Here is a 16,898-nt window from a genome sequence, read left to right as displayed (position 1 = left end):
GGCTGCGCCGGCGATTTTGCACGACACGGTCGGAGTGACCAGACTTGGAGGCAACGGGCGGCACCGCTCCCAGGAGTTCCCAGAGTGGCTGCCGTTGACGTGTTGGGACGTGTTGCCGAGCTGGCCGACGGGACGGGCGGTTCGGTGGACGCCGTCACAGGGGCGGCGATCGGTCCATATCGGGAATCCCAGTTCAATGGACATCATCAACGCGAATTGAGAGCACTGTCCAAAGAGAGGAGGTGAGGGGCCATGGCGCAATACAAGTGCGCGAAGTGTGGGAAGACGTCTCCGACAGCTGGAAACTGCTGCGGGGCGCCCATGAAGGAGGTCAAGTAATCGGCTAAGGATTACGCGAAGAAGGCTGGGGCGAGGTCACCCTCGCCCCAGCCGTGAGCCGGCCGGCGCCGGCCGGTCCGGCTCGGGAACATCACGATCGGGATCCTGCAGATCCTTCCGGCCGATGCGAGGCGCGGGCCCCGGCGCGCTCTGTCCGTTTCCAATGTCCTGTTTCGGCGGCGAACAACACGGCCAGAACACGGTCGGGAAGCTCCGCGAGATTACCTGCTTGCGGAGCGGCCTGCGACCGGGCGACCAGCCCTGAACGCTGCGTGCAGCCGACGGCGAGCCGCGGCCGCCCGCGGAGACGATTTCGGCGCGAGGCTCATCTTCGCCTGCGTCGAGACCGTCCGCGTGGCCGATGGCTCGACAACGGCGCCTCGGAACGGGACGGTATAAAAGGGGCTCCCGCCCGACCACGCTGACCCGGATCCTGCACGGTCTCTCATCCAGGCTACGACAGCCCCCTGGTCGGCTTCGTTGACGCGCAGAAGATACGGTTCCGCGGGGAGGCCCCGGTTCTGCCCGGTGATTCGCCAGTTGCTCGGGTGATCTAGGTCTCGCCGCGGGGGCGGCGGCGGGGGCGGCGGGGGCCGGGATCGAGCTCGACCACGAGGCCGTCGCCCCAACCGTATTTCCTCTTCGAGCGCGCCTGGATGTCGCGGACCAGCGCGGGCGCCGTCTCGACCCTCACCACCCGCGCGCGCCCGCGGAGCCGAGCCGTGCCGACCAGCCAACGCACGCGCGGCTCGATCAGGAGGTTCTGCACCCAGTGGGCGCGCGGGCCGTGCTCGGACACGAGGTAGTAGCTGCGCCCCCGGCGCGTGAACCAGATCTCGATCTGGCGCGCGCGCCCGGTCTTCCTGCCGCGCGTCGTGAGGTAGAGGAACTCCTGCTCGTCGCCCGCCGGGCGCGTCATTTAGCCGCTACGGGCAGGCGCTACGGGAGCGCGACGCGGGCCGGCTGCCCCGACCACTCCCAGCCGGCCGTCGTGCGGGAGACGCCGAGGAGAAGGCCGCAGAGCGCGGACGGGTGGACCCAGAGCCCGTCGCGCTCGGTCGCGGGGTCCGGGCCGCGGGTCGTGAAGCGGCCGCCGCGCGCCGCGAGCCGCTCGATGATGGGCCGGACGTCGTCGGCCTCGACGTAGCACATGTAGAGCGAGTCGCCGCGCTTGGCGACCCAGCGCCCCATGGCCGACTTGGAGTTGGTTACCTGCGAGATCTCGATGCGGTCGAGACGGTCCTTCGGGTTGAACATGGCCAGCGTGCCGACGTAGCCGAAGCGCTCGCTCGCGATCGGCGAGAACCGCGACGGGTCGAGGTCGAAGATCCGCGTGTAGCGCTCGGCCGCCGCGCGCCAGTCGGAGATGAGCGTGTTGGTCACCTCGTAGAGATGGCTGACGAGCCCGACGGGGGGGCGCGCGGCGTCGGGCGTAAGCACCACGCGCATGCCGAGGGTTTCCGACGGATCGAGGTAGACCTGCGCGCCCTCCGAGGCGAAGCGGCAGCCGTGGCGCTCGAGGTTGGTCTTCAGCGCCGCCATGTCGCGCGTCGAGAAGCCCGCGGTCATCAGCCCCTCGCCCTGGGCGCTCAAGTGCTCGGCGGCCGGACCCGGGCCCGAGGGCTCGCAGAGCTCCACCTCGCTCGAGCCCAGGGCCAGGACGAGCCGCGCGGCGCCGAGATAGGCGGTCGGCGCCTCGCGCACGGGTTGGGCGCCCAGCACCTCGCCGAAGGTCCGCGCGGCGGCCTGCCTGTCCTTGACGACGAGCTGCACCCGGTCGACCCGCTCGAGCATGACGCCTCCCGGAGGACGGGGCTCATTCGCCGTCGCCTCTGTGCGATAATCCTGACACAAAACGCCCGGATCCGGGCGGAGACCCGAGGGCTTCCGAGGACAGAGACATGCCGAAGCTCAAGAAGCCGCAGGTTGTGGAGGCGGTCGCGCCCGAGCTGGCGCGGCCCGACTGGATCGTGGTGGCGCTGGCCCTCGTGGGGCTGGGCGTCGCGGGGTACCTGACGGCGCTCAAGCTCGGCGGCACCCAGGCCTTCCTCTGCCGCGGCGGCAGCGGCTGCGATCTCGTCCAGGCGAGCCGCTATTCGGTGCTGGCCGGCGTGCCGACCGCGATGTGGGGCGCCGGAATCTACCTGGCCATCGTCGTGCTCGCGGCGATGCCGCGGACCGCGCGCCGCTGGCAGGCGGCCTTCATGCTGGTTTCGGGCGCCGTCGCCTTTTCCCTCTACCTGACGTACATCTCGATCTTCGTCATCGGCGCGACCTGCCCGTACTGCCTCGCCTCGGGCGGGATCGCCCTGGCGCTGCTCGTGGTCATGCTGTGGCGGCGCCCACCGGCGCAGGGCCGGCAGGCCGCGGCCTACAAGCCCGGCCGGCTGGCGGGGCTCGGCATCACCGCGGGCATCTTCACCATCGTCTTCGGCGCCTTCATCTTCGCCGCCGACTTCTCGGTGCCGGCCGGCTACCAGTCAGCGCTCGCCCAGCACCTGGCGAAGAGCCAGGGCATCTTCTACGGCGCCTTCTGGTGACCTGCGTGCAAAGAGCAAAAGGCCCGGTTCGGGTCTGCCGCGAGCGAGCTTCCGTACATCGAGTGCGATCCCAAGGGCGTCAACCCGCGCCAGGATCTCTGTGAGAAGGTGCCCGTGCACGCGTACCCGACCTGGGTGATCGGCGGGCAGAAATACGAGGGCGTCATGTCCCTCGACAAGCTGGCCGAGCTGTCGAAGTTCCGCTACGCCACGCCGACGGCGGCAAAGCCGTGACGGGGGCCGAACTCGTAGCGCTGATGGCGGCCTCGGGTCCGCACGCCGTCCTCGACCTGCGCGAGCGGGCCGCGTACGAGGGTGGCCACATCTTCCGGGCCACGAATTTACCGCGCCGGCTCCTCGAGTTCCGGTTGTCCCAGCTGGTGACGGCCAAGCGTACTCCGATAGTTCTCTGCGATGCGGACGGGCGGCTCGCGGCCCTGGCGCTGCCCGCGGTGCGCGCCATGGGCTTCACCGACGTGCGGGTGCTCGACGGCGGCCTCGAGGCGTGGCGCCGCGAGGGGCGCGGGACGATCACCGGCATCAACGTGCCGAGCAAGGCCTTCGGCGAGTGGGCGCTCCACACGCTCCGCACGCCGCAGATCCCGCCGCACGAGCTCCAGGCGTGGATCGACGGCGGCCGCGACATGGTCATCGTGGACTCGAGGACGCCCGAAGAGTACGCGCGCGGCTGCATCCCCGGCGCCTGGAGCATGCCGGGCGGCGAGCTCATGCTGCGGATCGGCGAGTTGGCGAAAAGCCCCAAGACGACCATCGTCGTGCACTGCGGCGGCCGGACGCGCAGCTACATCGGCGCCGAGTCGCTTCGCCGCATGGGGCTGCCCAATCCCATCGTCGCGCTCGAGAACGGCACCATGGGCTGGGAGCTGGCCGGGTTGACCCTCGAGCGCGGCGCCGACCGCCGGGTGGCGGCGGTCTCCGAGGCGAGCCGGAAGCGCGCGGCGGCCGCGGCCTTGCTGATCGCGAAGGACGACGGCATTGTCTCGATCGCGCCGGCCGCGCTCGAAGCGCTCTGGGCCCGCCGCGCGGAGGAGAATGTGGCGCTCCTCGACGTGCGCACGCGCGAGGAGTACGAAGAGGGTCACGTGGCGGGCGCCGCCTGGGCGCCCGGCGGCCAGGCCGTCCAGGCGACCGATGAGTACATCGCCGTCCGCGCCGCGCGCGTGGTGCTGGTCTGCGACGGCGCGGGGCGGTCGATCATGACCGCCGCGTGGCTCAAGCGCATGGGACTGCCGGAGGTCTCCGTCCTGGCGGGCGGCCTGCCCGCATGGCAGGCGGGCGGCGGCGCCGTCGAAACCGGCCACCCGGATCCCGAGCCCTGGGGCTATGCGGCAGCGCGAGCCGCCGTCGGCACGCTCGGCCCCGTCGAGCTCTCGGCCGCTCTCGTCGGCGCGCAGGCGCCCCCCGCCCCCGCGCAGGCGCCCCCCGCCCCCGCGAGGGCACCAATGGTCCTGAGCGTGGACCAGAGCGACGTGTACGCGCGGGGCCACGTGCCGGGCGCGGCGTGGCTCTGCCGGAGCCGCCTCGAGTGGAAGGCGCCGCAGGCGCTACCCGACCGCGCGCGGGCGCTCGTCCTCACGTGCCGCGATGGACGCCACTCGACGCTTGCCGCCGCGGCGCTCGCGCGGCTCGGGTATGCGTCGGTCCGCGTGCTCGAGGGCGGCACCCAGGCCTGGGAGCGCAAGGGGCTGGCGCTCGAGACGGGCAAGACCCGGCTCCTCGACGAGACCGACGACGTCGTGCTCAAGCCCTACGAAAAGGGACGCGAAGCCATGGAGGCATATCTGAAATGGGAAGTCGATCTCGATCCCGCAGCCCTCGACGCCGCGCGGTCAAAGTAGCGCGGAAGGGGAAGCGCCCCGCGCGCTCCGCGAAGCGCCGGGCGGCGCGCGCGAAGCCGTCGCGGCTCAAGGCGCCCGGCGCCCTCGTCAGCACCGAGTGGCTGGCCGCCCAGCTGTTTGAGCCTCGCGGGGGCGCGGTTGAGCCTCGCGGGGACGCGGCCGGTCCGCGCGTGCGCGTTCTGGACGGGACGTGGCACATGCCCCAGCTCCAGCGCGATCCACGGCGCGAGTTCGAGGAGGCGCACATCCCGGGCGCGGTCTTCTTCGACATCGACGGCATCGCCGACCGCGCGAGCTCGCTTCCCCACATGCTGCCGGGCGCGGCCCAGTTTGCCCGCCAGGTGGGCGCGCTCGGCATCTCGAACGCCGACCTGGTGGTGGTCTACGACGCGCGGGGAGTGGTCAGCGCCGCGCGTGTCTGGTGGACCTTCCGCGCCTTCGGCCATGACCGCGTTGCCGTGCTCGACGGGGGCCTGCGCAAGTGGCGGGCCGAAGGGCGGCCCGTCGAGTCGGGCGCCGCGACGCCCGCGCCCCGACGGTTTACCGCGCGGCGCAGGCTTGCGCTCGTCCGCGACCTCGGGCAGGTGCGGCGCAACATGGGAAGCCGCCGCGAGCAGACGCTCGACGCCAGATCGCGCGGGCGCTTCGCCGGCACCGAGCCCGAGCCGCGCGCGGGATTGCGCGGCGGCCACATTCCGGGCAGCCTGAACCTGCCGTACGACATGCTCTACCGCCCCGACGCTACGCTCCTGCCGCCCGACGGGCTCCGCCAGGCTTTCGCCGCGGCCGGCGTGGATCTGGGCAAGCCCGTCGCGACGACGTGCGGCTCGGGCATCACGGCCTCGGTGCTGGCGCTTGGACTGCATCTCATCGGTCACAAAGAGGTCGCGGTGTATGACGGCTCGTGGACGGAGTGGGCGGGCCGCTCCGACACCCCCGTCGAACCCTAGGAGGCTTAGCCATGTCGACGTATACGCTCAAGCAGTTCGTGGACGACCTCGACGCCATCACCGCCGAGGAAGGCGTCCCGGCGGTGATCACGGCGAAGGCGGCGCCGCTCCTGGGGCGGCTGTGCCTGAACCCCGACGCCATCCAGGCCGAGTGCCGCACGGCGCCCGCGGGGCAGCGCGGCCGCTACATGCTCCACCGCGCCCCGCGCTTCAACGTCACGTCCGTGATTTGGCGCCCCGGCGACGAGGCGGGATCCCACGACCACGAGACCTGGGGGCTGGTCGGCGTCGTGGAGAACGAGATTCAGGAGACCCGCTATACATCATCCGGCAGGCGCGACCTCGGCGGCAGGGTCACCCTCGGCGTCAAGGAAGTCCTCCGCCACAAGGCCGGCGCGGTCTCCACGCTCGTTCCGCCCCACGACGAGATCCACGCCATGTACAACCCGACCAAGCGGGACACGGTCGAGATCCACGTCTATGGAAAGAACCTCGCGGGACTCCAGCGCCACACCTTCGACAAGGACGGCACGGTCAAGTCCCTCGTCAGCTCCAAGTACATGAACTGCTGACGGACTCTCCCGGAGCGCGGACGCCGGCGTATGTCGAAGGATCTCTGGGACCTGCCGCTCTCGACCGAGTCGCCGAGAGCGGCCGAGCAGTACGTGCTGGCCGTGGAGAAGCTCCTCTCCGCCAACATCGGCGCCGAGGAGGCGCTCGGGCGGGCGATCGACGCCGATCCCGGTTTCGCGCTCGCGCACGCGGCCCGCGCGCGCCTGCTCCAGCTGCGCGGCGCCATGCCCGAGGCCCGCGCCGCCGCGGCGCGCGCCGTCCTGCTCGCGCCCTCCGCCACGCGGCGCGAGCGCGGCCACGTCGAGGCGCTCGCGCTCAACCTCGAGCCCGATATGCCGCGCACGCTCGCCCACGTCCTCGAACACCTGCGGGAATTTCCGCGCGACGGCCTCGTGCTCTCGCTCACGAGCGGCGTCTTCGGCCTGATCGGCTTCAGCGGCCGCCGCGACCGGAACGAAGCGCTGCTCGATCTGCTGGACGGGCTGGCCGTCTCGTACGGCGAGGACTGGTGGTTCCTCAACGTCCACGGCTTTGCGTGCACCGAGGCGGACAAGCGGACGCGCGGCCGGCGTCTCGTCGATCGCGCCCTCGCGCTGAACCCGCGCAACGGCCACGCCGCCCACGCCCAGGCGCACGTCTGCTACGAGGCGAACACATGCGAGGAGGGGGCGGACTTCCTGCGGCCCTGGCTGGCCGACTACAATCGGACGGCGCAGATGCACTGCCACCTGTCCTGGCACCTGGCGCTTTTCGAGCTCGCCCTCGGCCGCCCGGAGCACGCCTGGACGCTCTACGACGAGCACATCCGGCCGGTGAACTCCTACGCCTCGGCCCTCATCACGCTGTCCGACTCGGTGTCGCTCCTCTGGCGCTGCCGTCTCTGGGACAAGGAGCGCGGGGCGGTGGCGTGGGGCGAGCTGCGGGATTTCGCGCGCCGGTCTTTTCCCGCGCCGAGCGTGGCCTTCGCGGACGAGCACGTCGTGATGGCCTGCGCAGCCTACGGCGATCACGCGGGCGCCGCCGCGAGGATCGACGAGCTGCGCCGGGCCGAGCAGGAGGGGCGACAGCCGGCGGGGCGCGTAGCCGCGGACGTGGCCGAGGCCATGGCGGCCTTCGCGCAGGGCAACGACGACACGGTGATCCGGCTCCTCGTTCCGGTGCTGTCGGAGCTCGTGCGCGTGGGCGGCAGCCACGCGCAGCGCGACGTCTTCGAGGAGACCCTGCTGGGCGCCTACCTGCGCTCCGGACGTCCCGAGGCGGCCGGGCTGCTCTTCCGCGAGCGGCTGGACCGTCGGCCGTCGGCCCGCGACCGCTCGTGGCTGAGGCCCGCTAGCCCGCCGCCGGCTTCTTGAGCTTGAAGCGAAAGTCGCAGTGGCTCGCGCCCTGCATGATGGTCTGCGTGCGCGTGAGCTCGATGTCGGGATTGAAGCCTTCGATGAGCGAGAAGTCGCGGTTGCAGGAGAGCAGCGCTCCCACGTCGGCGATCCCCAGCGCGCGGTAGAGCTCGGCGTAGCGGCAGCGCGTCACGTTGAAGGCGTACTCCTCGCCGCTCTGCGCGAGCACGTCCATCTCGAGCGCGTCGCCCTTCGTCCAGTCTCCCATCGAGCGCGCGAAGTCCTCGAGCCCGTTGCCGCCCATCTTCCGCGCCACCTGCCGCCCCTGCTCGCGCGCCACCTCGATGACGGTGTCGCGGGCGACGGCGAACACCTTGTCGCGCCCGAACTCCCTGCCGAGCGCCTCGAGCACGGGCATCAGGATGCGGGCCTCGATCTCGCGGCGCTTCAGCACGCCGATCTCGTTGAGCGTATCCGGCGGAAGCTCGGCCATGCCCCTCTCCTAGTAGACCTCGTCGCGCTTGCCGAACTCGAAGGCCTCGGTGCGATCCTCGAGCTCTTCCGGTGTCACGAGGCCCTTGTCCGCGAGCAGGCGCTCGAAGGAGGCGAGCCAGCGCTCGTAATAGCGCGAGTCCTCGCCGCGCGCCTCGGCCTGCGCGACCTGGGCGATCAACTGGCGCTGGAACTCCTCCCAGCCGTAGAGGCGGTGATCGTGGAGCGCGACGGCCATGCCGAAGACCCGGCCTTCCCACGGCTCCTCGAAGACCAGCTCGCCGTTCTTGCGCGGCACGGCCGCGGGCCCGTCCATGTTGGCGACAAGCCTGTCCGACGGGACGTCGCCTAGCAGCGCCGCGGGCGGCGAGACGCGGCAGGCCTTCGGCTGCGGCGCGCCCTGGCGGAGGTGTAAGTCGGCCACGGGCTTGCCGTCGGGCCGCTCTTCCCAGGTGGACGCGGTGAACTGGTAGGCTGCGAGGGCCGGTGGCGGTGGCGACCACTCCTCCGCGCGGACCAATCCCTCGATCCAGTCGTAGAGCGCCAGGACCTGCGCGTCCGTCGAGATCGAGTGGAACCAGGCCTGCCGCCCATCGAAGAGCAGCATCACCACGTTGGCCAGCGCGCAGGGGCCGAGGCAGCCGCCGATGGTGAGATGCACGCGATTGCGCAGGCTGCGCCGCTCCCATTCGCTGTGGTAAAGGTCCCGCGGCACGGGCGCGTAACCGTCCTGGACGCGCCCGCAGCAACAGGCATCGGCGCAGACGAAGAGCTGTCCCTGCATGCGCGCCACGTGGATGCGCCGGCCGTCCGGGCGCGAGACGACGTTGCGCACGGCTACCGGGCCGCCGCGGGAGCCTGGCAGAGCGCCACGCCGATCATGGCATCGCGGGTGACGAGCGCCGCGAGTTCGGCCTCGGAGAGGCCCTCGGTGCCTTCGGGGCGCAGCGGCAGCACCATGTAGCGGATCTCGGCGCTCGAATCCCAGACGCGGATCTCGGTGTCGGGCGGCAGCTCGACGCCGAACTCGGCCAGCACCTTGCGCGGCTCGAGGACGGCCCGCGAGCGATAGGCGGGCGACTTGTACCAGACGGGCGGGAGTCCGAGCACGATCCATGGGTAGCAGGAGCAGAGCGTGCAGACTACCATGTTGTGAACGGCGGGCATGTTGTGGACGGCGGGCGTGTTCTCGTGGACGACCATCTTGTCCCCGCCGCCGCGCCCGGTGAAGCCCAGCTCCGCGATGGCCGCCGTGCCGTCGGTGAGGAGCCGCTGCTTGTATGCCGGATCGACCCAGGCGCGGGCGACGACCTTGGCGCCGTTCACCGGCCCGACGTCCTTCTCGTAGGTCTGCACGACCGTGTCCACCAACTCGGTGGACAGCAGGCCCTTCTCGATCAGGAGCGACTCGAGCGCGCGCACGCGATGGACCACCCAGGGCTCGGGCTCGGTATGATGGCTGCCCATATCAGGTCTCCAGCGGCTGGAGATAACTTTCCCAGAGATCGATGTGCACGCGCGCCTTCGGTTCCGCGGCGTCTCCCCACAGCTCGCCGGACTCGAAACGCACGCTGTAGAGCGGCTCGGGGCAGCGGCCGCGCCCGTGCGCATGGGCGTCGGGAAGTATATAGACGCCGTGGAAGCTATGGATGCGCCCACGGTGCCCGCGAGCATAGCCCGGCAAGCGCGTGTGGCCGGCCGGCTGCCAATTGCGAGTGACGACGGCATCGCCCGGCTTGAAGCGCGGCGCGGGGTTGGGCTCGCTCTTCTCGGCCATGCCCTTGCGGACCACGTTCATCACGCGGGCGAGGAGCTCCGGGTCCTTGCGATCGGGCAGCGGGGCGTTCGGGTTCCGCTCGAAGTGCTTGGTCCGCGCGTCGAGCTCGTCGCGGCCGACCACGCCCTTCTCGATCAGCAGCGTCTCGACCGAGGCGAGCCAGTGCTCGTAGTAGCTCGTGTCGAGGTAGCGCGCCTGTCCCATGCGCTCGATGGCGTGGCGGAACTCGTCGATGTTGTAGATGCGCTTGACCATGCCGACCAGGTTCATCACGAGCACGGCCTTTTCCCAGTCCGCGTGGAAGGCGGGCTCGTTCGGCTCCCGCTCAACCGGTCCGAAGCCATGCTTGCCGCCGAGGTCGTGGACGCCGTTCATGGTGGGTGTGCGCGGATGATCCCGCGGCGAGGCAGGGCTGTCAAGCCGGCTTGCGGCCCCAGGTGAAGATGTGGAGCCTGCCGGCGATGACCGGCCCGCGCGCCTGCTCGGCGTGGAGCGCATCCAGCCAGCCACGGCGCTCCGCCTCCGTGATGGCCCCGACCGTGAGAGCCGTGTCGGCGGCACGCTCGGCCAGCCCGCCGTAGAAGCCACGCGGATCAGTCTCGAGCGGGAAGAAGCCGCGCACCCGCACGTCCTGGAGCCCGGCGCGCGCGAAGAGCAGCGGCAGCCGCCGCGCGAGCCAGCCGTCCACGGCGGTGGCGTCCGAGGCGGCGGCAACGATCCGGCGTGTGAGCGCGCGGTCCGGATGTGTGACCGACGTCATGTCGGTGTCGAGGTCGAAGACTCCCACGCGCCCGCCCGGGCACACCACGCGCGCCATCTCGGGAATGGCACTCTCGCCGCCGGGAGTGTGCGAGAGCACCGTGACGGCGACCGCGACGTCGAAGGCGCCGTCGGGGAAGGGGAGGCTCTGCGCGCTGCCCTCGAGGAATTCTACGCGGCCGCCGAGCCCCGCCCCCTCCGCGAGCTCGTGCGCCACGGCGAGGAACTGCGGGCTCTGGTCGACGCCGACTGCGCGCCCGCCCGGGCCGACGCGTCGGGCGATGTCGCGCGTGACGACGCCGCTGCCGCAGCCGACGTCGAGCACGCGCTCGCCTGCCGTCACGCCGAGCAGGTCGAGGTAGGCCGCCCGCGCCTCGATCTCGTCCTGGGTTTTGGCGCGGAGCTCGAGCCGGTCGGCAAGCTCGCGGGCTCTCCCCGCGTCGAGACCAGCCGTGTCCCGCCAGAGGCTCTGCCGCCCATACTGGGTCATGACTAACCGCCCGCCAGCTTGGCCGTGTAGCCCAGGCCGCGAAGGCGTGCTGCGATGCGCTCGCGGTGGTCGCCCTGGATCTCGACGGCGCCCTCCTTGACGGCGCCGCCGGCGCCGCAGGCTCGCTTGAGATCGGACACGCGCTCCTCGAGCTCGCGAGCGGGCAGACCGCGGATCACGGTCACCACCTTGCCGTTCCTCCCGTTGCGATCGCGGAAGATGCGCACCACGCCGTCGTTCGGCGCCTTCGGGCCGGCGGGCGCCGGTGCGCGCGGGGGAGCGTGCCGGCTGATGCGGCCCTTCTCGGTCGAGTACACGCGACGCGAATCCTTCATGGCAGCCAGGAATTGTTCATGGCTGGTAGTCTAGCAAGTTCCAGGCGGGATATACTCCCGGCGGTGAAGACCGACCTGCTCCTCATTCCCATGGGCGCGCGCTGGGCCGGGGTCCGCGCCGCGGCCGTGGCCGCCGACGAGGCGGGCTTCGACGGCATCTGGACCTGGGACCATCTGCGCGACCCCGACGGCGACCCCGCGGGCGTGCCTGAGTGCCTGACCACTCTCGCCGCGCTCGCCGAGGTGACCAAGCGCGTGGCGCTCGGACCTCTCGTGCTCAACGTGTCGAGCCGCCACCCGGGGCTCCTCGCAAACATGGCGGCCACGATCCAGCAGGTGTCGGGCGGGCGTCTCATCCTTGGACTCGGCGCCGGAGGGAGCAAGGCCACGCCCTATGCGCGGGAGCAGGAGGCGCTCGGCCTCGTGGTCGAGCCAGACGCCGTGCGCGCCCAGCGCGTGGCCGAGGCCGCGCAGATCCTCCGCCGTCTCTGGTCGGGTGATCGCGCGAGCTTCACCGGCTCGCACTACCGCCTCGACAAGCCGGAGGGCTATCTGCGGGCCGATCCCCCGCCGCCCATCGTCATCGGCGGCTTCGGGCCGCGCATGGCGGCCATCGCCGGGAAGCACGGCGACGGCTTCAACACTCAGGCGCGCCACCCGCGGCTCGCGGAGCTGGCGCAGATCGCGCGCGGCGAGCACAAGGCGACGGGGCGCGACCCCGCACGCTTCAGCCTGAGCGTCTTCGCGGGCTGGGCGCCCGCCTGGCTCCGCGCCGATTCCGAGAACCGTGCCGCCCTCGAGCGCGTGGGCGTCGACCGCGTCATCCTGTTGACGGAGCCGCCCTACGACCCGTCCCAGATCCGCGCCGCAGCCCGCCTCCTCGCGGGCTGAGCGCGCTCTCATAGCGAAAGGACCTCCATGGCGTACAAGGCATTGGATCTCAGCGGCAAGGTGGCGCTCGTCACGGGCGGCAACAGCGGTATCGGGCTCGGCATGGCCGAGGCGATGGCGCAGGCGGGCGCCGCCGTCTGCATCTGGGGCACCAACGAGGGCAAGAACGCGACGGCGCTCAAGCGGCTCCAAGGGCACGGCGGCAAGGCGCTGGCGATCCGCTGCGACGTCAGCGACGAGGGCGCGGTGGACCGCAGCTTCGCCGAGACCGTCAAGGCGCTGGGCCGGGTGGACGCGTTCTTCGCCAACGCAGGCGTCAGCGGGCGCGGCGGCGCGTCCGGCGGCTTCACCCAGATGTCCACGGCCGAGTGGCGGCGGGTGATGAGCGTGAACCTGGACGGGACATTCTTCAGCCTCCGCGCGGCCGCGCGGCACATGGTCGAGCGCGGCGGCGGCGGCTCGCTCGTCTCGACGGCGAGCCTGGCGGCCGTCATGGGCGCGGCGCGCAGCGAGCACTACTCCGCCACCAAGGGCGCGCTCATGGCCATGACACGGTCCATGGCGGTGGAGCTGGCGCGGCACCAGATCCGCGCCAACACCATCGTGCCGGGCTGGATCGACACGCCGATGACGGAAGCGGCGCTCCACGGCGAGGCGTTCAAGGGCAAGGTGCTGCCGCGCGTGCCGCTGCGGCGCTGGGGCGTCGGCGACGATTTCGGCGGCGTCGCCGTCTATCTTGCCAGCGACGCCAGCCGCTACCACACCGGCGACACCTTCGTGATCGACGGTGGCTACGTCATCTTCTAGCAGGCCGCCGATAAGGGCCCATCTGCATGTGCGTCCAGTGAAGGCTGGCGCGTTCAGCGGGAGGCAGACCCGCCGGGGGAAAAGCCAACCCCCCGTAACTCGGGTGGCAGGGCGGAGAGAGATCAAGGCCCTGAAGCCCACCGACAAAGCCATCGAAAGGGTGGTGAGTGAGTCACCGGGCCGTAACGTGAGTGAACGCCGAGCAGGCCCCGAAAGGACCAAACCCCGGAGGCCGAGCCCGCATGCAGAGGGCGAAGGCCGCATGACCCGTCGCAGCGTGGCTGACGCGGCGGGGCACTCCGGCGGGGTAGGAGCGACAGCACGGTGACCAGGACGCGCCGAGCAACTGGAGAAGCCCTCCTCGTCCCGCCGGGAAAGCGGCGGAGCCAGGTACGCTCTATAACCAGTGTCCCTGGGAAGTGGGCGGAAGGCGAGAGGGTGGAGGACGGGCTCGTAGTAGCGGGGAAGCGGGGTCATGCCAGTGGAGCGAAGGAGCCCTACTGGTCGGCAACGCCTCCAACGACATGGAAGGCAGGGGTGCGATGACAACCGTACCCATCAGTCTGCAAGACCTGAGACGGAGGCTCTACGGCAAGGCGAAGGCTGAGAAGGACTGGCGGTGTTGGGGCCTGTACGTGCATGTGACGAAGCTGGAGACGCTGCGCACGGCGTACGAGGTCGCCAAGAAGAACAACGGGGCCCCGGGTCTCGACGGGGTGACGTTTGCGGCGATCGAGGGGGCCGGGGTGGAGCAGTTTCTGGCGGAATTGCGGGACGCGCTGGTCGCTCGCACCTACCGGCCGCTCAGGAACCGGCACGTGGAGATCCCGAAAGATGGCGGCAAGGTCCGCGTCCTGGGGATTCCGGCGATTCGGGACCGGGTGGTCCAAGGTGCGCTCAAACTCATTCTGGAGCCGATCGTCGAAGCGGACTTCTGCGACGGGTCGTATGGGTATCGTCCGCAGCGGTCGGCGCATGAGGCGGTGCACCGGGTGGCCCAGGCAATCGTGCAGCACAAGACGCGGGTGATCGACGTGGACGTGGCGGCGTTCTTCGATACCGTGCGGCATGACGTGCGGCTCGGGAAGGTCGCGCGCCGGGTCCAAGACGGCGAGATCCTGCACTTGGTGAAGCGGATGCTGAAAGCCTCTGGGAAACGCGGGGTGCCCCAAGGCGGGGTGATCTCGCCGCTGCTGGCGAACGTCTACCTGACCGAGGTGGACGCGATGCTGGAGCGGGCCAAGGAGGAGACCCGGAACGGCCGGTACACGTACCTCGAGTACGCGCGCTACGCCGACGATCTGGTGATCCTCGTGGACGGATACCGTCATCATGACCGGCTGCTGCAGGCGGCGCACCAGCGGCTCCATGAGGAGCTCGCGAAACTCCATCTGCGGGTGAACGCAGACAAGACCCGGATCGTGGACCTGAGCCAGGGGGAGAGCTTTGGCTTCTTGGGGTTTGACTTCCGGCGCGTCCGCTCGCGACGGGGCGCGTGGCGGCCGCAGTACACGCCCAAGCTGACACAGCGGACGGCGGTGCTGCAAAAGCTCAAGGCGGTGTGCCAACGCTCGGACTCCCAGCCGATCCGGGGGGTGATCGCCGAGATCAACCCCATCCTGCGCGGCTGGGTGGCCTACGTCCGGATCGGGCACGCGAGTCGCGGCTTGGCCTACGTGAAACTGTGGGTCGAGAAGAAGGTGCGGCGGCACATGATGCGGGCGAGAAATCGCGGGGGCTTCGGCTGGACGAGGTGGAGTACGGCGTGGCTGCATGAGGCGCTCGGGCTCTTCGGAGACTACCGAGTGCAGTATCGGGCCAATGCCTGAAAGCGCTCGCCGGCGGATAGGTCGCATAACCCTTGACGCGAAGCTACCAGGGAAGCGGCGTACGGGAAATCCGTCTGCGCCGTTTGAGGTGGCGGGGGTTGGAGACGGGCTCACGGCAAACCTACACGGGCACGAAGCTGGAAACGGCGGATACAGCCAAGGGGAGCCTAAGAGGTACCGCGCCAATCCTCGACCCGACCGTTGGCTCGGTCGCTCCTCGCTCAACGTACGGAGAGTACGCCTCGCTCGTCGCATCCCTCGCCGCCTCGCATCTGGACCCTTCTCGCCGGCCTGCGCCGTCGGGCGCCGCCTCGCATCTGGACCTTTTTGAGCCGCCTACTACGCCAGGGGCTTGACCTTTCGCGCTCCCGGGCCTAGGGTCTCGCCATGAGAACCCTCAATGTGCGCCGCCTCGCCCTTGCCCTGACCCTGCTTGTCGCTACGCCCGCCGCCGTCGCCGCCGCCGCGGAGGGCGAGATGCGCTGGGGATTGCACGTGACGCTGGCGCCCAAGTGGCTCGACCCTGCGGAGACGGAGGCGTTCAACACCCCGTTCATGGTGCTCTACGCGGTGCACGACGCCGTGGTGAAGCCGATGCCGGCGGGGCTCAACACGCCGAGCCTGGCGGAGTCGTGGACGGAATCCAAGGACCACTTGACCTATACGTTTACGCTGAGGAAGAACGCGCGCTTCCACAACGGAGAGCCCGTCACCGCGGACGACGTCAAGTTCTCCTTCGAGCGCTACAAGGGCGCCTCCGCTACTCTCCTCAAGGACAAGGTCAAGGAGGTGCAGGCGCTCTCGCCTACCCAGGTGCGCTTCGTCCTCAAGGAGCCCTGGCCGGATTTCATGACGTTCTACGGCACGACCGCCTCGGGCGCAGCGTGGATCGTCCCCAAGAAGTACGTGGAGAAAGTCGGCGAGGACGGCTTCAAGGCGGCGCCCGTCGGCGCCGGTCCCTATCGGGTCGTCTCGTTCAAGCCCGGCGTAGAGCTGGTGCTCGAGGCATTCGACAGCTACTGGCGCAAGGCGCCCTCGATAAAGCGGCTCGTCATGCGCTCGCTGCCGGAGGAGTCGACACGCGCCGCGGCGCTCCGGAACGGCGAGGTGGACCTCGTCTACCTTCTCACGGGCCCGACGGCCGAGGCGGTGCAGAAGGCACCCGGCTTCAAGGTTGTGGCGCCGCTGCTCTCAGGGGCCTTCTGGCTCGAGCTGCCGGACCAGTGGGATCCGAAGTCGCCGTGGGCGGACCGGCGCGTGCGGCTGGCCGCGAGCCATGCCATTGACCGCCAGGCGGTGAACAAGGCCGAGACGCTCGGGTTCTCGCGGCTCACTGGGAATTTCGTCCCGCGGATCTTCCAGTACGCGCTCACCTTCGAGGCGCCCGCCTACGATCCCGAGCGCGCCCGAAAGCTCCTCGCCGAGGCCGGGTACCCGAACGGCTTCGACGGCGGCGACTTCACCCCCTTCCCGCCCTACAACTCCATGGGCGAGGCCATCCAGGGATATTTCCAGGCCGTCGGGATCCGCACGCGCCAGCGCACGATGGAGCGCGCCGCCTACTTCTCGGCCTGGCGCGAGAAGAAGCTGCACGGCGTGATCCTCGTCGTCACCGCCACGTTCGGCAATGCGGCGACGCGGATCGAGCCCTACGCGACGAAGAACGGCATCTACGCCTACGGCAGCCTGCCCGACATCGACGACCTCTACGTGCGCCAGGGCAGGGAGCTCGATGGGAAGAAGCGCGAGGCGCTGGTGCACCAGATCCAGAAGCGGATCCACGAGCAGGTCGTCAACATCCCGATCTACGACCTGGCGTTCATTTGGGGCGTGGGACCGCGCGTCGAGGAATCCGGCGCGGGCCTTATTCCCGGGTTCGCCTACTCCGCGCCCTTCGAGGACCTGAGGCTCAAGAAGTAACCA

Annotated in this window: 17 protein-coding genes; 9 read left to right on the top strand and 8 right to left on the bottom strand. The window is 70.4% G+C overall.

Annotated features, from left to right (window positions below; all coding sequences use genetic code 11):
• Positions 1-892 precede the first annotated feature (892 nt).
• Positions 893-1,258 (bottom strand): nitroreductase/quinone reductase family protein, encoded by a 366-nt coding sequence (locus Q7W02_13840; protein MDO8477250.1) that lies wholly within the window; start codon positions 1,256-1,258, stop codon positions 893-895.
• A 20-nt stretch (positions 1,259-1,278) separates the two neighbouring features.
• Positions 1,279-2,133, bottom strand: a complete 855-nt coding sequence (locus tag Q7W02_13835; GenBank protein MDO8477249.1) for a VOC family protein — start codon at positions 2,131-2,133, stop codon at positions 1,279-1,281.
• 107 nt (positions 2,134-2,240) lie between these two features.
• Here Q7W02_13835 and Q7W02_13830 point away from each other — a divergent pair, with 107 nt between their 5' ends.
• The 5 genes from Q7W02_13830 to Q7W02_13810 all read left to right on the top strand — a co-directional run bounded on the left by Q7W02_13830 (position 2,241) and on the right by Q7W02_13810 (position 7,613).
• Complete coding sequence (locus Q7W02_13830) at positions 2,241-2,879, top strand: vitamin K epoxide reductase family protein (protein ID MDO8477248.1); 639 nt, start codon at positions 2,241-2,243, stop codon at positions 2,877-2,879.
• A 230-nt stretch (positions 2,880-3,109) separates the two neighbouring features.
• Complete coding sequence (locus Q7W02_13825; protein ID MDO8477247.1) at positions 3,110-4,738, top strand: rhodanese-like domain-containing protein; 1,629 nt, start codon at positions 3,110-3,112, stop codon at positions 4,736-4,738.
• Positions 4,739-4,935: 197 nt separating this feature from the next.
• Positions 4,936-5,688 (top strand): rhodanese-like domain-containing protein, encoded by a 753-nt coding sequence (locus tag Q7W02_13820; protein MDO8477246.1) that lies wholly within the window; start codon positions 4,936-4,938, stop codon positions 5,686-5,688.
• Positions 5,689-5,699: 11 nt separating this feature from the next.
• Positions 5,700-6,260 carry a cysteine dioxygenase family protein gene (locus tag Q7W02_13815; GenBank protein MDO8477245.1) on the top strand — a complete coding sequence of 187 codons (561 nt, stop codon included), beginning with the start codon at positions 5,700-5,702 and terminating at the stop codon, positions 6,258-6,260.
• 30 nt (positions 6,261-6,290) lie between these two features.
• Complete coding sequence (locus Q7W02_13810) at positions 6,291-7,613, top strand: tetratricopeptide repeat protein (GenBank protein ID MDO8477244.1); 1,323 nt, start codon at positions 6,291-6,293, stop codon at positions 7,611-7,613.
• On the opposite strand, the gene Q7W02_13805 is transcribed toward Q7W02_13810, so the two are convergent.
• From Q7W02_13805 to Q7W02_13780, 6 genes are read right to left on the bottom strand one after another with little or no spacing between them, the layout of a single operon-like run.
• Positions 7,591-8,088, bottom strand: a complete 498-nt coding sequence (locus Q7W02_13805) for an L-2-amino-thiazoline-4-carboxylic acid hydrolase (protein MDO8477243.1) — start codon at positions 8,086-8,088, stop codon at positions 7,591-7,593. The two genes, Q7W02_13810 and Q7W02_13805, sit on opposite strands and share 23 nt — an antisense overlap.
• 9 nt (positions 8,089-8,097) lie before the next feature.
• Complete coding sequence (locus Q7W02_13800; GenBank protein ID MDO8477242.1) at positions 8,098-8,922, bottom strand: nitrile hydratase accessory protein; 825 nt, start codon at positions 8,920-8,922, stop codon at positions 8,098-8,100.
• 2 nt (positions 8,923-8,924) lie between these two features.
• Positions 8,925-9,554 carry a nitrile hydratase subunit alpha gene (gene nthA, locus Q7W02_13795; GenBank protein ID MDO8477241.1) on the bottom strand — a complete coding sequence of 210 codons (630 nt, stop codon included), beginning with the start codon at positions 9,552-9,554 and terminating at the stop codon, positions 8,925-8,927.
• A 1-nt stretch (position 9,555) separates the two neighbouring features.
• Positions 9,556-10,239, bottom strand: a complete 684-nt coding sequence (nthB, locus tag Q7W02_13790; GenBank protein ID MDO8477240.1) for a nitrile hydratase subunit beta — start codon at positions 10,237-10,239, stop codon at positions 9,556-9,558.
• A 40-nt stretch (positions 10,240-10,279) separates the two neighbouring features.
• Positions 10,280-11,113: a methyltransferase domain-containing protein gene (locus Q7W02_13785; protein MDO8477239.1), complete on the bottom strand. Its 834-nt coding sequence runs from the start codon at positions 11,111-11,113 to the stop codon at positions 10,280-10,282.
• Between the two features lie 2 nt (positions 11,114-11,115).
• Complete coding sequence (locus Q7W02_13780; GenBank protein MDO8477238.1) at positions 11,116-11,448, bottom strand: stress response translation initiation inhibitor YciH; 333 nt, start codon at positions 11,446-11,448, stop codon at positions 11,116-11,118.
• 63 nt (positions 11,449-11,511) lie between these two features.
• Between Q7W02_13780 and Q7W02_13775 the strand changes: the two genes are divergently transcribed.
• The 4 genes from Q7W02_13775 (at position 11,512) to Q7W02_13760 (ending at position 16,895) form a co-directional block, all read left to right on the top strand.
• A complete protein-coding gene (locus tag Q7W02_13775) occupies positions 11,512-12,339 on the top strand; it encodes an LLM class flavin-dependent oxidoreductase (GenBank protein ID MDO8477237.1) in 828 nt (275 codons plus the stop codon).
• 27 nt (positions 12,340-12,366) lie between these two features.
• Positions 12,367-13,146: an SDR family NAD(P)-dependent oxidoreductase gene (locus Q7W02_13770; GenBank protein ID MDO8477236.1), complete on the top strand. Its 780-nt coding sequence runs from the start codon at positions 12,367-12,369 to the stop codon at positions 13,144-13,146.
• Positions 13,147-13,688: 542 nt separating this feature from the next.
• Complete coding sequence (gene ltrA, locus Q7W02_13765) at positions 13,689-14,975, top strand: group II intron reverse transcriptase/maturase (protein MDO8477235.1); 1,287 nt, start codon at positions 13,689-13,691, stop codon at positions 14,973-14,975.
• 387 nt (positions 14,976-15,362) lie between these two features.
• Positions 15,363-16,895: an ABC transporter substrate-binding protein gene (locus Q7W02_13760; protein MDO8477234.1), complete on the top strand. Its 1,533-nt coding sequence runs from the start codon at positions 15,363-15,365 to the stop codon at positions 16,893-16,895.
• The last annotated feature ends 3 nt before the right edge of the window (positions 16,896-16,898 follow it).

The organism is Candidatus Rokuibacteriota bacterium (assembly GCA_030647435.1).
Classification (GTDB): Bacteria; Methylomirabilota; Methylomirabilia; order Rokubacteriales; family CSP1-6; genus AR37.
The sequence above is the reverse complement of the archived record's forward strand: the minus strand, read 5'-3'. Positions and strand labels throughout refer to the sequence as shown.

Coding starts and splice junctions, on each gene's coding strand:
- Q7W02_13840 (MDO8477250.1), bottom strand. CDS start 1,258: ATGACGCGCCCGGCGGGCGACGAGCAGGAGTTCCTCTACCTCACGACG.
- Q7W02_13835 (MDO8477249.1), bottom strand. CDS start 2,133: ATGCTCGAGCGGGTCGACCGGGTGCAGCTCGTCGTCAAGGACAGGCAG.
- Q7W02_13830 (MDO8477248.1), top strand. CDS start 2,241: ATGCCGAAGCTCAAGAAGCCGCAGGTTGTGGAGGCGGTCGCGCCCGAG.
- Q7W02_13820 (MDO8477246.1), top strand. CDS start 4,936: ATGCCCCAGCTCCAGCGCGATCCACGGCGCGAGTTCGAGGAGGCGCAC.
- Q7W02_13815 (MDO8477245.1), top strand. CDS start 5,700: ATGTCGACGTATACGCTCAAGCAGTTCGTGGACGACCTCGACGCCATC.
- Q7W02_13810 (MDO8477244.1), top strand. CDS start 6,291: ATGTCGAAGGATCTCTGGGACCTGCCGCTCTCGACCGAGTCGCCGAGA.
- Q7W02_13805 (MDO8477243.1), bottom strand. CDS start 8,088: ATGGCCGAGCTTCCGCCGGATACGCTCAACGAGATCGGCGTGCTGAAG.
- nthA (MDO8477241.1), bottom strand. CDS start 9,554: ATGGGCAGCCATCATACCGAGCCCGAGCCCTGGGTGGTCCATCGCGTG.
- nthB (MDO8477240.1), bottom strand. CDS start 10,239: ATGAACGGCGTCCACGACCTCGGCGGCAAGCATGGCTTCGGACCGGTT.
- Q7W02_13785 (MDO8477239.1), bottom strand. CDS start 11,113: ATGACCCAGTATGGGCGGCAGAGCCTCTGGCGGGACACGGCTGGTCTC.
- Q7W02_13780 (MDO8477238.1), bottom strand. CDS start 11,448: ATGAAGGATTCGCGTCGCGTGTACTCGACCGAGAAGGGCCGCATCAGC.
- Q7W02_13770 (MDO8477236.1), top strand. CDS start 12,367: ATGGCGTACAAGGCATTGGATCTCAGCGGCAAGGTGGCGCTCGTCACG.
- ltrA (MDO8477235.1), top strand. CDS start 13,689: ATGACAACCGTACCCATCAGTCTGCAAGACCTGAGACGGAGGCTCTAC.
- Q7W02_13760 (MDO8477234.1), top strand. CDS start 15,363: ATGAGAACCCTCAATGTGCGCCGCCTCGCCCTTGCCCTGACCCTGCTT.